The organism is Nonomuraea sp. NPDC050478 (genome assembly GCF_044458265.1).
Taxonomy (GTDB): Bacteria; Actinomycetota; Actinomycetes; order Streptosporangiales; family Streptosporangiaceae; genus Nonomuraea; species Nonomuraea ferruginea.
Genome location: NZ_JBITHT010000018.1, coordinates 17,291 through 32,172, shown reverse-complemented (window position 1 = coordinate 32,172; position 14,882 = coordinate 17,291). Strand labels below are relative to the sequence as shown.

At 68.1% G+C, this 14,882-nt stretch carries 12 protein-coding genes and 1 CRISPR repeat array; of the genes, 10 read left to right on the top strand and 2 right to left on the bottom strand.

Features of this window, described 5'->3' with window-relative positions:
• Window positions 1-173: 173 nt before the first annotated feature.
• Window positions 174-1,054: a CRISPR direct-repeat array (repeat unit 28 nt; unit sequence GGACCATCCCCGCGTGCGCGGGGAGCAC).
• Between the two features lie 540 nt (window positions 1,055-1,594).
• A protein-coding gene (locus tag ACIBF7_RS44675) for an IS5 family transposase (protein WP_397199895.1) occupies window positions 1,595-2,400 on the bottom strand; the annotation gives its coding sequence in 2 pieces (ribosomal slippage) (window positions 1,595-2,049 and window positions 2,049-2,400; 807 coding nt in all).
• Between the two features lie 79 nt (window positions 2,401-2,479).
• On the opposite strand from ACIBF7_RS44675, the gene ACIBF7_RS44670 reads away from it, so the two are divergent.
• Window positions 2,480-3,297 (top strand): IS5 family transposase gene (locus ACIBF7_RS44670; RefSeq protein ID WP_397199894.1). Its coding sequence is split into 2 segments (ribosomal slippage): window positions 2,480-2,822 and window positions 2,822-3,297, totalling 819 coding nucleotides; the frame shifts between segments, so codons are not numbered across the junction.
• A 29-nt stretch (window positions 3,298-3,326) separates the two neighbouring features.
• On the opposite strand, the gene ACIBF7_RS44665 is transcribed toward ACIBF7_RS44670, so the two are convergent.
• Window positions 3,327-4,022, bottom strand: coding sequence for an HAD family hydrolase (locus tag ACIBF7_RS44665; protein WP_397199893.1), 696 nt, complete (start codon window positions 4,020-4,022; stop codon window positions 3,327-3,329).
• 114 nt (window positions 4,023-4,136) lie between these two features.
• On the opposite strand from ACIBF7_RS44665, the gene ACIBF7_RS44660 reads away from it, so the two are divergent.
• From ACIBF7_RS44660 to ACIBF7_RS44620, 9 genes are all read left to right on the top strand, one after another.
• Window positions 4,137-5,339 carry a helix-turn-helix domain-containing protein gene (locus tag ACIBF7_RS44660; RefSeq protein WP_397199892.1) on the top strand — a complete coding sequence of 401 codons (1,203 nt, stop codon included), beginning with the start codon at window positions 4,137-4,139 and terminating at the stop codon, window positions 5,337-5,339.
• 583 nt (window positions 5,340-5,922) lie between these two features.
• Entirely contained in the window at window positions 5,923-6,825 is a 903-nt protein-coding gene (locus ACIBF7_RS44655; RefSeq protein WP_397199891.1) for an SAM-dependent methyltransferase, read from the top strand.
• Window positions 6,826-7,858: 1,033 nt separating this feature from the next.
• Window positions 7,859-8,788, top strand: coding sequence for an ABC transporter substrate-binding protein (locus ACIBF7_RS44650; protein WP_397199890.1), 930 nt, complete (start codon window positions 7,859-7,861; stop codon window positions 8,786-8,788).
• On the top strand, window positions 8,785-10,020 hold the full coding sequence (locus ACIBF7_RS44645) for a methyltransferase (RefSeq protein WP_397199889.1): 1,236 nt from the start codon (window positions 8,785-8,787) through the stop codon (window positions 10,018-10,020). Before ACIBF7_RS44650 ends, ACIBF7_RS44645 begins: the two co-directional genes overlap by 4 nt.
• Before the next feature lie 52 nt (window positions 10,021-10,072).
• Complete coding sequence (locus tag ACIBF7_RS44640; RefSeq protein WP_397199888.1) at window positions 10,073-11,422, top strand: hypothetical protein; 1,350 nt, start codon at window positions 10,073-10,075, stop codon at window positions 11,420-11,422.
• Window positions 11,423-11,425: 3 nt separating this feature from the next.
• Entirely contained in the window at window positions 11,426-12,670 is a 1,245-nt protein-coding gene (locus tag ACIBF7_RS44635; protein WP_397199887.1) for a metallophosphoesterase, read from the top strand.
• Window positions 12,671-12,684: 14 nt separating this feature from the next.
• Window positions 12,685-13,227 (top strand): dCTP deaminase, encoded by a 543-nt coding sequence (gene dcd, locus ACIBF7_RS44630; RefSeq protein ID WP_397199886.1) that lies wholly within the window; start codon window positions 12,685-12,687, stop codon window positions 13,225-13,227.
• A complete protein-coding gene (locus tag ACIBF7_RS44625; RefSeq protein ID WP_397199885.1) occupies window positions 13,224-13,760 on the top strand; it encodes a dCTP deaminase domain-containing protein in 537 nt (178 codons plus the stop codon). The genes dcd and ACIBF7_RS44625 overlap by 4 nt, the downstream gene beginning before the upstream one ends.
• Entirely contained in the window at window positions 13,757-14,863 is a 1,107-nt protein-coding gene (locus ACIBF7_RS44620) for a glycosyltransferase family 4 protein (RefSeq protein WP_397199884.1), read from the top strand. Before ACIBF7_RS44625 ends, ACIBF7_RS44620 begins: the two co-directional genes overlap by 4 nt.
• Window positions 14,864-14,882: the final 19 nt, after the last annotated feature.

Genomic DNA, 14,882 nt, shown 5'->3' with positions numbered 1-14,882 from the left:
CTAGTGACACGCCGCATCAGCGTGCCCGCAAGCGTTTCCGCAGCTCACACCCCTGATTCATGTGTTTTTCTCGCTACACATCTGCGGAACGCGGGGCAGTCAGCCGCGTCGAGCCGAAGCTCACCTGGCGGGCGCAATGATGATGCGATCAAAGACAGCGTTTCCGGCCCGTTCTGACCATCCCCGCGTGCGCGGTGAGCACGCTCGCTGGTCCGTTGAGTCGGGACGAGGGTAGGGACCATCCCCGCGTGCACGGGGAGCACCACCTGGTGACCTGGCTGCCGCTGCTGCCCGGGGGGCCATCCCCGCGTGCACGGGGAGCACGCCACGACCAGCGCCACCGTCGCCTTCTGGAAGGGACCATCCCCGCGCGCACGGGGAGCACGGTCCGCTCGTACTGGGCGCGGATGCGCTCCAGGGACCATCCTCGCGTGCGCGGGGAGCACAGGTCCTTGCCGTCCTCGTCGTAGGTGTAGACGGGACCATCCCCGCGTGCGCAGGGAGCACGAGATCGCCGGTCTGCTGTACGCCTTGATCATGGGACCATCCCCGCGTGCGCGGGGAGCACTGCATCATCGACTGCCCGGCGCCGTACAGCAGGGGACCATCCCCGCGTGCGCGGGGAGCACGGCGAGCGGTCCGACTCGGCCTCCTCGCCCTTGGGACCATCCCCGCGTGCGCGGGGAGCACTCATGCCCGGCGACTGACAGCATGAGCAGCACGGGACCATCCCCGCGTGCGCGGGGAGCACCCGGCCGCGGCTGCTGCCGGTGCCGTCGCGTAGGGACCATCCCCGCGTGCGCGGGGAGCACCTGTTACACCATGGGGCCGTACCTGCACCACGAGGACCATCCCCGCGTGCGCGGGGAGCACACGTGGGAGGTCGACGACCCGGACGGCGAGGGGACCATCCCCGCGTGCGCGGGGAGCACCTCGACGAGGCCCAGCGCGTCCAGCAGCAGATGGGACCATCCCCGCGTGCGCGGGGAGCACGTGCCCCTCAGCATCGTCGCCACTGTCGCGCTGGGACCATCCCCGCGTGCGCGGGGAGCACACTCGACGACCTGCAGGTTTATCACGCGATCAAGCCGATTTTGAGCACTTTCAAAGAAGCGGACAGTTGCACCAATAATGCAAATAGTACGTGTAAGTGCTTCAGAAACGATCACCTAGGTCACCACGATTCACAACTCGCTCTCCCACTCGGGCGCCAGAATTGAGTGTACGAGCGAGCCTCGCCGCCCATCCCGCGACTATCCGGGTCCGAGAACACATCGGATCCTTACCGCATCGAAGACGCGGCCGACAACTACGACTCCTGCCGAGCGTGTCCGTCCTGACCGCTGAGCGCGTCATCCGAGACGGTAAGTCCAACCGGTGGCTGCTGCACCGGGTGGCAGATGAGAGGCGGATCCGGTTCCAGGCCGACGCCCGCCCCAGTCCCCTGCTCGACATCACCCGCATCACCAACAACCAGGCCAGCCAGCACTTCCAACTCTGTGCCGCGTCCTCAATCCGCGGCGGGTCCATATCGCCGACCACGGGTTGCCGATCACTTCGCCTTGACCTCCTTGCGCTCCAGTTAGACAGTGACTCATTTGGTGAGTCGGCGGTAGCAAATAAGGGCTGCGGCGATGGCGACGAAGGCTGCGAAGTGGTCGGCCCGGCGTTCATAGCGCCGGTGTAAGCGGCGGCAGCCGGCCAGCCAGGAGACCGTGCGCTCCACCACCCAGCGGTGGCGTCCCAGGCGCTGGCTGGACTCGATCCCGCGGCGGGCGATGCGGGGGATGATGCCCCGGCCGCGCAGGAAGGCGCGCAGGTGCGGGTAGTCGTAGCCCTTGTCGCCGTGGAGCTTGCCGGGTCGCCGCCGCCGGGGTCCGCGACGGGAACGGATCGGTGGAATCGACCGCACCAGCGGCTCCAGCGCCAGGCTGTCGTGAACGTTGGCGGCGCTGATCGCGACAGCCAGCGGCAGACCGGTCCGTTCGGCGATGAGGTGGATCTTCGACCCTTTCTTGCCGCGATCGACAGGATTCGGGCCTGTCAGCTCCCCCCTTTGACCGCCCGGACGCTGACCGAGTCGATCGCGCACCGCGACCAGTCCAGCTCGCCCCGGGCGCCGAGTTCGTCCAGCAGGATCCGGTACAGCTTGGCCCACACCCGCGCGGTACTCCACTCGGTGAAGCGGCGGTGCACGGTCTGCCAGGAGGCGCCGAAGACCGGGGGCAACTGACGCCAGGCGCATCCGGTGGTCGCCACGTACACGATCGCCGCCAGAATCGTCCGGTCGTCTACCCGTCGCCGCCCGCCACCTTGCGGTCGCGTCGGCGCCGGCGGGACCACCCGCTGGAACAACTCCCACAACTCATCCGGCACCAGCCGTTGAAGGAACGCATCCACGACCGATTCAACGATCAACACCCAAATGAGTCACGACCTTAGACCGTGTCCTATGTGGTGAGCCGGACGTTAAGAGGGCATGGGAAGGAACGAGTGGGAGTGGATTGTCCCGGACGGGTTGTGGGAGATCGTTCGCCCGTTGTTGCCGCCGGCACGGGTACGTCCGCAGGGCGGTGGCACGCAGAACGCGCCTGATGAAGCGGTGTTCGCGGCCATCGTCTACGTGCTGGTGAGCGGGTGCGCGTGGCGGGCCCTGCCGCCGTGTTTCGGGGTATCGAAGTCCACCGCGCATCGCCGCTTTCTGATCTGGTCGCGGGCTGGAGTGTGGGCCAAGCTGCACCAGGCCGTGCTCGGCAAACTTGCTGCCGCCGACCTGCTCGACCTGTCCCGAGTCGTACTCGACTCCGCCCACGTTCGGGCTAAAAGGGGGGCGAACATACAGGTCCGAGCCCCGTGGACCGGGGCAAGCCGGGTTCGAAGATGCATATCCTGTCCGACCGGTCCGGACTGCCCGTCGTGGTCGGTGTCTCATCTGGCAACACCCACGACAGCGAGGGCCTCAAGCCCATCGTGACCGAGCTCCAAACGAGACGCGACCCTCGCCACGGCCAGCACATCAAGCCCGGAAAGCTCCACGCGGACAAGGCATATGATCGCGATGACCTGCGTCGATGGCTACGCGGCAAGCGCATCGCGGTTCGCATCGCCCGCAAGGGAGTCGAGTCCAGCCAGCGATTAGGCCGACATCGCTGGGTGATCGAGCGGACCATGTCCTGGCTGACCGGCTATCGACGACTCACCATCCGCTACGAACGCTACTCCGGCAACTACCTGGCCTTTCTCGGCCTGGCCGCCGCACTGTGCTGCTACAAGAGGTTCATCCGGCTCACCACATAGGACACGGTCTTAGGACGGGCACGCAAACGTCACCCCAGGAGCAGGGCAACGAGCGCATCAACGTCCTCCAAGCTTTGCAGGACGTGCACCGCTCCCGCTTCGCGCAGATCATCGCTAGAGCTTCGCCCCGATGCCACCGCGACCACCGGGACCCCATTCGCGAGGGCCGCTTCGACATCGGCCGGAGTGTCTCCGATGAGTACAGCATTACGAGACGTGACCGGTTCCCCGAACGCTGTCGTCGCTCGACGCAAGGCGATACGCACCAACTCGGCCCGTGTGTCGTCATCCTCTCCGAAAGCGCCGATGTCCCAGCGGATATGCCTGTCGAGGCCGAACACCTGGAGCTTTATCTCCGCGACCATGCGGACATTGCCCGTTAAGACGGTTTGCACGACGTCGGGTATCGCGCACAGAGCATCCAACGCGACGGCGGCTCCGGGTAGCGCGTGACCGCGTTCCCTCAGCTCGGCAGCTCGTTCTGAGTGGGCCTTGGTCAGCGCAGAAGCGAACCGCTCGAAGTCCTGTCTCTCGGTACGCAGTCCGTGTAGCTTGGCAGTTTCGCGGAAGATCACGGGCTCCGTGATGCCGTCTATCTTCGCCTGCCTGACCATGGGCACGCCTGTGACCTGCTCGAAAGCCTGTGCTGACAGTTCGCGGCCGACTCCCCTCGTGTCGATGAGAGTGTGATCGATGTCCCACAGCACGACCCGGCGAACCGTCATAGGTTCCTCCATCCGTCACGCGTCGCATTCCAGACTGACACATACCCGTTCCGTTATGACCCGGCGAGCCTGGTCGCGGTCTACCCTCGATGCAGCGGCAGGAAGGGAGGCCGGGTGAACGCTCCCATGCCTCACGTCGGCGAACGCATTCGCTTCTGGCGGGAGAAAAGGCAGCGCACGCAGGCCGCCGTAGCCGGGTTGTGCGGGATAACTGAGGAGTACCTGTCCCAGATCGAACGCGGTCTGAAAGTCCCCTCTCTCCAGGTCCTGTATGGCCTCGCGCTGGAACTCAGCGTTCCCGTAGCTGCTCTACTGGGCGACGGCCGGGATGAATCCCCGTCAGAGAATGCCTACGTGGCCGACAGCGTCGTTACCGCACTGATCGGCTACGGGCCGAAGACCCATACCGAGCCAGTCACAGCTCCCGAGCTACGGGAGCGCGTCGAATCAGCATGGCGCATCTGGCAAACCAGCCCAAAACGGTTCACCGAGGCCGGCGCCATCCTTCCCGAACTCATCCAGGACACCGAGAACGCCATACGGGCCCATCGCCTCAGTCCAGACAGCGCAGCGCGGCGAGACATCCATAGAGCAGCCGCAGACCTGTATTTCCTGCTCCGCTCGTACTGCCGCCGCGCCGGGAGAATCGACCTCTCCCTCATGGTCGCGGACCGAGCGTTGCGCTCAGCCGAAGAAGCCGACGATCCAGTCCGCTCAGCCGCCGCCAAGTGGAACCTCGGCCACGTGCTCCTCGCCGAGGGCGAGCACGAAGGAGCCCAGCAGACTGCGATCCAGGGCATCGAGGCATTGCACGACCTGCCGAAGAACGGCGACGCTCTGGCGATGGTCGGCGCGCTGGAACTGGTGGCTGTCGTCGCCGACGCTCGACGCAAGAAATGGTGGCAAGCGCGCGAGCGCCTGTCCGGCAACGCCTCACAGCGCGCCGCCGAGGCCGGCGAAGGCAACATCATGTGGACCGTGTTCGGCCCCACCAACGTCGAGCTGCACATCGTGAGCATCGAGATGGAAGCGGGCGAGGCCGCCGAGGCGCTGCGCGTCGCTGATCAGATCGACACCTCACACCTGCCATCGATAGAGCGGCGCTTCACCTTCCTCCTGGAAGTCGCGCGTTGCTACGACCTGCGCCGGGAAGATCCGGCTGTGCTCGTGCACCTGCTCGATCTGGAAGCGATCTCGCCCGAAGACCTGGCGAGGAACCCCCTTGCTCGAGAGATGGTCTGCCGCCTGCGCCGCCGAGTCCGGCCCACATACCGGCGACAAGTCGAGGCGCTCGCCGAACGGCTGGGAATCGCTTGAGTCCTAAGCTGCTGGCCCACCCAAACTGACAGTTCGGGTGGTCGCGTCTTCGCTTCTCTACCGTCGCATGAAACGTCGCTCGATGACAGAGGCGGTGATCATGCGAAGGACGGCAGACGCCAACCCTGAAGCTGCTGGCGTGCGGTCCACGCCGCAGGTCGCCGAATGGGACGGCATCCGAGTACTGCGGCACGTCGGCCTGGCGATTCTCCAACGACTGTCGAACGCGAGCACGCCGGTCATTGTCGATCCCGTAGAACGTACCCTCTACTTCCTCTTGCCCGCTGGCGCGGCCGACCGCTGGCTACTCCCCGATCAGCGAGTTGCCGACCTCAAGCGCCAGCTTGTTCTCCCTCCACCGCAGCAGCAGACGCCTCCGGGCCGGTACTGGCTCTTGCCGCCGACGATCTCTGCCCGGCGCACTACCGCGAGGTCACTACGTGCCGCGTTAGAGGGCCTTTGGCACCGCTCCACCTGCGGGCCTCAGCCACCCGCAACCTCCATCATGAAAGGGCGGCCCCGGGCCCGGTGCGCTAACACCGGGAGACTCCGGGGCCTTGATCAGGAATCGAGGTCCTGACCCATGGCACAGGATAGAGCCAACCCCGCACCGCCGAAACGGCCTGAAGTAGACGCGGATCTGCTGGGCCACCGGCGGCCGGCGGAACCCGTAGCACGTTACGAGTCAGGGCCGGTGGCGACTCCAGATCTCAACTGGCATGAGCCGAACATGGCGCGCATGTACAGCTACCTCCTCGGGGGCAAGGAATACTCGCCGGCGGACCGTAGGGCGGCGGAAGAGGCGCTGAAGCTGAACCCGGACGGGCGGTTGTACGCGCGGGCGAACCGGGCGTTCCTCGGGCGGGCGGTGCGTTTCCTGGCGGAGCATGGGGTGCGCCAGTTCCTCGACATCGGCACCGGGCTGCCGTCGATGGGCAACGTGCACGAGGTGGCGCAGTCGATGCGGCCGGACGCGCGGACGGTGTATGTGGACCGTGACCCCATGGTCGCCACGCACGGGCGGGCGCTGCTGGCCACCGATGCGAACACGCGGATGCTGGAACTGGACCTGCGCAACCCGGGCCTGATCCTGAGCCGGGCCGGTGAGCTGCTGGACTTCGATCAGCCAGTGGCGATTCTGCTGGTGGCGATCCTGCACTTCATCCCAGACGAGGAGGGACCGGAGGGGATCGTCTGGGACCTGATGCGATTTCTGGAGCCGGGCAGTCACCTGGTGATCTCGCATGTGCTGGCCAGCGAGCGGACGATCCCGGCGGCGGCTGCCGCGTACCAGGGCGCTACGACGCAGGTGGTATTGCGCAGTCAGGCGGAGGTCGGGGAGCTGTTCTCCGCTGCTGGTACCGAGCTGGTCGCGCCGGGGCTGGTGCGGGTGCCGCTGTGGCGTCCAGAGCTGAATGAGGGCCTGGCTCGGGATGACGCTGCTGTGGTCGATCTCGTGGGCGGGATCGGAAGGAAAGAGCGGTGAACGGGTCAGGTGCAGCAAGCCCGGTGGGGCGACTGGCGTGGGAGCTGGCTGATCATCTGGCTCGGCGCGGAATCGAGTCGCGAGTCTCCGAATGCGAAGGGATCGCACTGGTCGGGGTCGCGCTGGTGGGCCTGAACGTGTGGTGCGAGTGGAGCGGGCAGGAGTGGCGCTTTCGCTGGTCGCTGGACGCGCCCACCGAACCGGGGCGGTGGCGTTACACCTCGTGCCCGGCCTCATCGGCAGAGACGGCGGCGCGGCGGATCGCGGCTCTGTTCCAGAAGCGGTGCGAGGCGATGTTCGGGCCGGTCGCGGCGCGGGCGGGGAGGGCTGCGCGGTGAGGGACACGAGGAACACCGCGGCGTCGGGCGCACGTGTGAGTCCCGAGGAGCAGAGACAGGCGCAGGAGCTTGAGACACAGTTCGGGGGGCGGTGGAGTGTGTTTCCGGGGGTTTCGGAGTGGTATGTGGTTCGCCGTTGTGGCCGTCCCTGCCCGCGTCCTGAGGTGCATGGCTCCCGGCATATCGGACGGGCGGCGACCCTGAAGGACCTTGCGGTCACGCTCGCGGAGTTGGACGGCGCGGACCAGGCAAACGGGGGGCCGGTCCGTTAAAGAACCTGGCGCGGTGGCGGAGCTGGAAAGTTTCTCGTGCGGGCCTCCGCCGTGTCGTCCCGTGCTCCGGCGGCTGGGCGTGCAGGCGCGGGTGAGCCTGGTCAGGGTTCGTCGGTGTGTGCCGCTCGTCGGGAGGTTCGAGGGGCCGCCGGAGCACGGGAATCCATCTGGCGCGTAGTGCCGCCAGATGGCGCGTGAGTGACGCGTCAGCGGCGTTACCCCGCACGAGCCGGTAGTTGTCCGGCTTGCTTCCGTTCGCTGGTGTTGCGGAGCGGTATGGAGCCCTCCCTTCACCCTAGATAGGGATGCTCAGACATGAATCGACTACGGTCAGTAACAAGTTTCGTGCTTATTGTGGGCTTAGTGGTCGGCTGCGGCTCGCCGCAGTCCACCGCAATCCCGGCCAGGAGCGCTCTTCAGACGGTGAAGATCGGGATCATGACGATCCCGGACTGCGCGACTGTGCAGATCGCGAAGGTGCGCGGCTATTTCGAGGCTGAAGGGCTTCCGGTCGAGATCGAAACCGTGCAGGGCGGGGGCATCGCCCTGCCCAAGCTGGAGTCGGGCGCGCTGAATTTTTCGATCATGAACTACACGGCAGCGGTGCTCGCGGAAGCGAACAAGCCGGGCACTCTGAAGATCGTGGCCGACGCCTACCAGGCGGAACCGAACACGTTCAAGCTGATGGTCCCGAAGAACTCCCCGATCAAGGATCTAGCGGATCTGCGCGGCAAGCACGTCATGGTCGCGACACTGCGGTCGGTCGGCACGCTCACCACCGAGACGGCGCTGAAGATCGCCGGGCTGACCGCCAGCGACGTCAGGTTCTCTGAGAGGCCGCTGCCGGAGATGATCGACGCCCTGGGGGCGGGCGTGGCCGATGTGGCCTGGATGACCGAGCCGTTCATCTCCGCCTATCAGGAACTCGGCGGCCGGATGCTGTATGACGTGATGCAGGGAGAGACGGAGAGTTGGCCGATCGCAGGCTGGGCCACCTCGGCAGATTTCGCAGACAGCCATCCGCGTGAGGTGGCGGCGTTCCAGCGGGCCATTTTGCGGGCTCAGCACGACGCGCAGAACAGGCAGGTGATCACGGAGATCCTGCCCACCTACACGAAGATCAAGGCGACGACGGCGGCCACGATCATCTTGGGTACCTTCCCGACCGACCTTCACCCGGAACGCATCCGGCGGGTCGCGGAGGTGATGCGCGAGTACCGGTACATCACCCGCGAGGTTGACGTCAGCTCGTTCCTGCTGCCGCTGCCGACCATCAGCACCTTGTCCCCGCCGCCGCCTCCGGTCGCGCCCTCGTCTCCCACCGCATCGGCGACGGGAGGGGCGGCGTCATGACCACACATCGCCCGGACAGCGCGTCGGTGGGGCACGGCTACGCGTACCAGTACGTGCAAGGGCTGATCGACGGGGTGCCGGACTTCGCCGCCGTACACGCTGCTGTGGAGTTGCGCGTCTTCGATGTGCTCGCGCTCAGTCCGGTGACCGGCAGCATGCTGGCGGATGTCTGCGGCGCGGACCGGGAGGCCATGGGCCGGCTGCTGGCCTGGCTGCACAGCAGGGGGTTCGTGACCAACAGCGGGGCGGGCGGCTACCGGCTCACCGAACTCGGGCAGGTTCTCACGGCCGATGCGAGCCCGTCTCAGCGGCACGCCGTCCTGGTCACGGGGTCAGGCTACTGGTGGCAGACGATCGGCAGCCTGGCCGACGTCATCCGGTACGGTCGGCCCATGCCGCCCGATGGCCTGGCACCGGTGTATGAGCACCTGGCCGTCGACGACGAGTTGGGCACGGAGTTCGACCAGTTCATGACCGCCCGGAGCAGTGTGGTCGGCGTGGATCTGGCGGGCGTCGACGACTGGGCCGGTGTCCGGGTTGTGGCCGACCTGGGCGGAGGTTGTGGCGGAGTGCTGGCCACCCTTCTGCATGCTCACCCGCATCTGCGGGGCGTGCTGGCCGAGCGTCGTGAGGTGACCTTGCGTGCCCGTACGTACCTGGCGGGGGCGGGGGTGATCGACCGGGTGGACATCGTGCCTGCCGACATCTTCGAGAAGCTCCCCCGGGGAGCTGAGCGCTACATCTTGTCCTCGGTTCTGCACAACTACAGCGACGAGGCATGCGTGGGCCTGCTGGCAGATGTGCGAGAAGCACTGGACGGCAACGGCGGGCAGGTGTGGATCGTGGAGGGCATGGTGCCGGACACGCCCGGTGTGCCAAGCCGGTGGTACAGCACCGACATGCGGATGATGGCGCTGTTTGCGGGCGGCCGGGTCCGCCCCGTCTCACAGGTGCAGGTACTGGTCGGCCAGGCCGGACTGCGCGTTCGCCACGTCCAGGAATTGCCCAGCGGGCATACCTTGGTGGTCGCCCAGCTTCGCGGGGACGAAGAGGAGCATTGCGCGCTAGGTGAGGGCGGCCATCTGAAGCCTGAGCAGGAGCCGCTGCGGGTCGTCGGAGGGCGTCGAACGTCGTCGGGCACCACCGGTGGCTGGTCCCGACCTGACCAACTGGGCGGCTGTGGAGGCGGCGGTGTCGGCTCGGACGGACGCTCGCGTCTGCGTCCGCTCTAGCTGAGCTGCTGGATTGGTGCGAACGGTCCACGTCGATGAAAGGACCCAGTAGATGACTCTGCGGCCTCAACCCCACCTCTCAGCCGCTCAGACCGGGCTCGGCCAGGCCGTCAGCGGCGGGCGAAGACTGTCCGGCACCGTCGCGGTGGACGGCTCGAAGAACGGGGCGCTGCCCCTGCTGGCTGCGGCCGCCGCCCTCAGCCGGACCGTCACAGTGACCCATCTGCCTGCCTGCCGCGACGTCACCACTATGACCCGCCTGCTCAGAGCCGCCGGCACTCGTACCGAACCGCTGCCCGGCGAGCCGGGCACACTGCGTATCACCCCCGCCCCCGATCTGGCAGGCGAGGCCGACTGGGCGCTGGCCGCCTTGATCCGCGCCTCCTACTACCTGGTGCCCGCGCTGCTGGCCTGCGGCCGGGCCGTACTGCCCTGGCCTGGCGGGTGCAGCGTGGGCGAACGCGGCATGGAGCTGCATCTGGCCGTCTATGAGGCCTTCGGCGACACCGTACGCACCGATGCCCGCGGCTATCGGATCACTCCGGCGCGCTCGGCCTCACTCACGCCGGTGGAGATCACTTTGCCTTTCCCCAGCCGCGGCGCCACCGTGGTGGCGCTGCTGCGCGCCCTGGTGGCGGGACGAGCCCTGCTCCTTCGTACGCCCAATACCTCTCCGGAGGTGACCAGCCTGGTGGCGGCGCTCGGCCAGGCCGGTCACCAGGTGACCTTCCAGGAGGGCCAGTTATCGATGCGGCCCAGCGCCGCCACCACATTCACCGGCCCTGTTCGCTGGCAGGTGCCGGGCGACAAGATCGAGGCTGGGACTCTGCTGTGCGCTCTGGCCGCCACCGGCGGAGATGGGCATGTCACCGGCGTCGACCCGGACCACCTACGGCCGCTGCTGAACCTGCTGACCGAGCTGGGCTTCGCTCCCGCCGCCCGCGGCAAGGGGGTAGGACTGGCCGCACCCGCCACGCTGAGCGGCGCCCCGATGCGGGCCATCGCCTCCCTGGCTTCGCTGGCCGAGAGCGACTGCCTGGACGCCGACTTCGAGCCACCCCTGATGGCCCTGGCCCTCACCCTGCCCGGCCGGCACACGTTCGCCGATGAGATCAACCCCGGCCGGCACGCCAACCTGCTGCCCCAGCTGCGGCGCCTGGGCGCCGTCATCACCGAGACCTCGCCCATGACCTGCCATCTGCGCGGCCCGCAGCGCCTGAGTGGAGCCGAGGTCGTGGCCACCGACATCCGCACCGGCTCGGCGCTGCTGCTGGCCGCATTGACGGCGCGCGGGACCACCAGGATCGACGGCTTGGACCAAGTACAACGCGGGCACGCCGACCTGCCCGGAAAACTGCGCTCGCTGGGCGCCGACATCACCAGCGTCGCCTCCGAGGACTGAGCCATGCCTGCGACGTCACCGGCACAACGGACAGCACGGAACCTGCAGGCGATCGTGGCCACCACCGACGTGCACTCGGCCCTGGACGACGTCCGCCCACTGCTGGCCCACCTGCACCAGGCCCGAACCCGGGCACTGATCGTCGACTGCGGCGACTTCTTCGAAGGCTCCGGCTACTACACGCTCGGCCGTGGCGTGCCGGAACGCCGCCTGCTGGCGGGCCTGTATGACGTGCTCGCTCCCGGCAACCACGGCTGGCACCACCACCTGCAGCCCGATCTGCGGCCCCTGACCGTGTGCGCCAACGTCACCGACGCCCGCGGCGTCGCCCTGTTCCGGCCCCTGCACCGGACCACCATCGCCGGACTGCGCGTGATCATCAGCGCCGTCATCGGCGAACAGGCCTTCGCCTGCGTTCCGGCCGCCGACCGCGCCGCCAACCGCTTCGTGGAGCCACACACCGCACTGAACGCCCTGCGTCGCGCGCACGGCCCTCCTGATGGCACGAGCTGGATCGTGCTCAGCCACGCGGGTTACGAACACGACTTGGCCCTGGCCCGGGCCTGCCCGCATCTGGATGTGATCTTCTCCGGGCACTGCCACAGCGACCGTCACCAGCCCACCGTCGTCGGCACCACCGCGGTGGTCAAAGGCTACGAGCTGGCCGCCGGTTACGCCCAGGCCGTTCCCGCCGCCGACGGCTGGCAGACCAGCGTGCACCACTTCGCCTCCGACGTGCCCGCGAGCGCCGTCCCCGCAGCCTGGCAGCCGCTGCTGGCCGACCTCGAACACCTACGCCGTCGGCTCGCCGCCCCGCTCGGCCACCTGGCCACGCGGTTTCGTCACCGTCCGGTGAACCTGGCCGAGTTGCTCGCCGCCACCGCCGGGGAGCTGCGCGCCCGTACCGGCGCTCCGGCCGTTCTGCTGAACCAGACCTGCCTGCGGGACACCACTCTGGGCCACCACCTGCATGTCGGTGACCTGCTACGACTCGAACCGTTCGGCAACCGTCTGATCACCGCGAGCCTGCCTCCGCGATGGGCCGCCGACCCCGTCGCGCTCCTAACCGACCTCACCCGCCAGATGGGCCCGATCATCACCGCACCGGACCCGCTCCCGGCCGGTCTGCGCCACGTGCTCACCACCCACTATCTGGCCAGCACCTTCCTGGACAGCACGCAACCCCCGAGCTCGATGCTCCTGGCCGAGGCTTTGCAGCGCCTGCTGACAGAGGCCGGCCCCGCCTGACAAGGAGGCACGTGATGATCCTCACCGGACCGGAGATCACCGCAGCGGCTCGCGACGGCAGGCTGCGCATCGACCCCTTCGAGGTCGACCAGGTCAACCCCAACAGCTACAACGTGTGCCTGGGCGAGCGCCTACTCACCTACACCGACTCCATCATCGACGCCCGCCGCCCCAATCCCACCCGCACCCACCACATCTCCGCCGGCGGGTACGTCCTGCAGCCCGAAGAGCTCTACCTTGGCCACACCCAGGAGCGCGTCGGCTCCGACACCTTCGTCCCGCTCCTGTTCGGCCGCTCCTCGATCGGCCGGCTCGGCCTGTTCGTGGAGATCACCGCCCCCATCGGCGACATCGGCTTCTACGGCCAGTGGACCCTGATGCTCTCCGCCATCCGGCCGCTGCGCATCTACCCCGGCATGAAGATCGGCCAGATCATGTTCTTCGTCGCCGTCGGACCGGTCGACCTCTACCGCGGCAAGTACCAAGCCTCGACCGGGCCGCAGTCCTCCCGTTTCTTCCACGATGAGGCCCGTCCACGGCAGGCGGCCGCCTCATGATTCTCACCGGGCCAGCCATCACCGCCGCGATCAACGCCGGAGAGATCACCATCGACCCCTTCGATCCGGCCCGCGTCTCCCCCAACGCCTACGACTGGCGGCTGGGCCCCCGCATCCGCGCCTGCACCGACGACCTGGACGCCGCCGAGCCCAGCACCTTCACCGAGGTGACCATCCCGGAGACCGGGATGATCCTGCGGCCCGGCGTACTATATCTCGGCCTCACCCACGAACAGACCGGCTCCGAGCGCTACGCCCAGCTGCTCAACGGCGACCACGCCACCGGCTGCCTGGGGTTGTGGGTCCACGTCTCGGCGCCGTTGGGCCACGCCGGGCACGCCATCCGCTGGACTCTGGAGATCCGCGCCGCTCGGCCGGTGCGCGTCTACCCGCGCATGACCTTCGGAAAGCTCGTCTTCCTGCAGACCTTCGGCGCCCCCAGCAGCTACCAGCACCTTGGCCGTAAATACGCCCGCTCCAGCGGCATCGAGGCCTCCCTGCTGTACGAGGAGATGCAAGGACAACGCCCATGACCGGCGCCGCGACCGGCCGTGTCGTGACCGCGCTGGACCTGCCCGCCGCCAGCCCTGGCGGCAGCGTGGAACTCCTGTACGACCTGTACACCGGCCACGCGCCGCTGATCGACGCCAAGGTGTTCATGCTGCCCCCGGCCGCCGCTGACACCGTCGTCCCCGCTCCGATTCAACTGCTGCCCGCGACCGGCAAGTGCCTGGACGGGCCCTCGTTCCACGCCTATGTCACCCGCCTGCGCGACCAGTTGGCCGAACGCGTCGACGCCCGCCAGATCGCGACCGTCCACCTGCAGCACCTGACCTTCGGCGCCACCCCCGCCCTCATCCGGCTCCTGCCCGACCATCCCCGCCTGGCGCTGGTCCACGGCACCGACCTGCTCTTCGCCGCCGCCCACCGCACCCAGCACCGCGTCCTGCATCAGACCGTGCGGGCCTGCCGCGCCATCGTGGTCCCCACCACCGCGATGGCCGACCACCTCCTCCACCTGGCGCCCCACGCCCGTCACGCCCGCATCGAGCACATCCCCTGGGGCGTGCCCGATTCACTCCTCGCCGCCCCGCCGCCGGCCCGACCGCGCACCGGCGGGCCGTTGCGGCTGCTGTACGCCGGACGGCTGACCCCCGAAAAAGGGCTCCACACCATCACCGAAACCCTGACCAGTATTCCCGGCCTGCACCTGAGCATCGCCGGTCCGCCCGCCGAGTACACCGCCCGCCTGGGCGGGCTCGAACGTACCGGAGGCCGCACCACCTATCTCGGCTGGCTGCCCCGGCACCAGCTCTGGCAGGCCTTCGCCGACCACGACGCGCTCATCATGCCCTCCACCACGCTGGAAGCCTTCGGCCTGGTCGCCCTCGAAGCCCAAGCCTGCGGCCTGCCGGTGTTGTATCGGCCGGTGCCCGGCCTCGTCGAGGTCTTGAACGACTCAGCGCTGGCCGCCGACCTGGGCGACCCCGCCGCCTTCCGCCAAGCCCTCCGCCGCCTCAGCACCGACCACGCCCTGTCAGCCGACCTACGCACCGCGGGTTTCGCCAACGCCGCGCGTTTCCCCCTCAGCGCCACCGCCGCCGCGCTCACTTCACTCAGCGAGCAGATCACCTGACACGCCCACCCGCGTTCAC

Excerpts from the sequence above, each read along its gene's own strand:
- ACIBF7_RS44655 (WP_397199891.1), top strand. The coding sequence starts at position 5,923 with ATGGCACAGGATAGAGCCAACCCCGCACCGCCGAAACGGCCTGAAGTA.
- dcd (WP_397199886.1), top strand. The coding sequence starts at position 12,685 with ATGATCCTCACCGGACCGGAGATCACCGCAGCGGCTCGCGACGGCAGG.
- ACIBF7_RS44640 (WP_397199888.1), top strand. The coding sequence starts at position 10,073 with ATGACTCTGCGGCCTCAACCCCACCTCTCAGCCGCTCAGACCGGGCTC.
- ACIBF7_RS44645 (WP_397199889.1), top strand. The coding sequence starts at position 8,785 with ATGACCACACATCGCCCGGACAGCGCGTCGGTGGGGCACGGCTACGCG.
- ACIBF7_RS44625 (WP_397199885.1), top strand. The coding sequence starts at position 13,224 with ATGATTCTCACCGGGCCAGCCATCACCGCCGCGATCAACGCCGGAGAG.
- ACIBF7_RS44665 (WP_397199893.1), bottom strand. The coding sequence starts at position 4,022 with ATGACGGTTCGCCGGGTCGTGCTGTGGGACATCGATCACACTCTCATC.
- ACIBF7_RS44635 (WP_397199887.1), top strand. The coding sequence starts at position 11,426 with ATGCCTGCGACGTCACCGGCACAACGGACAGCACGGAACCTGCAGGCG.
- ACIBF7_RS44620 (WP_397199884.1), top strand. The coding sequence starts at position 13,757 with ATGACCGGCGCCGCGACCGGCCGTGTCGTGACCGCGCTGGACCTGCCC.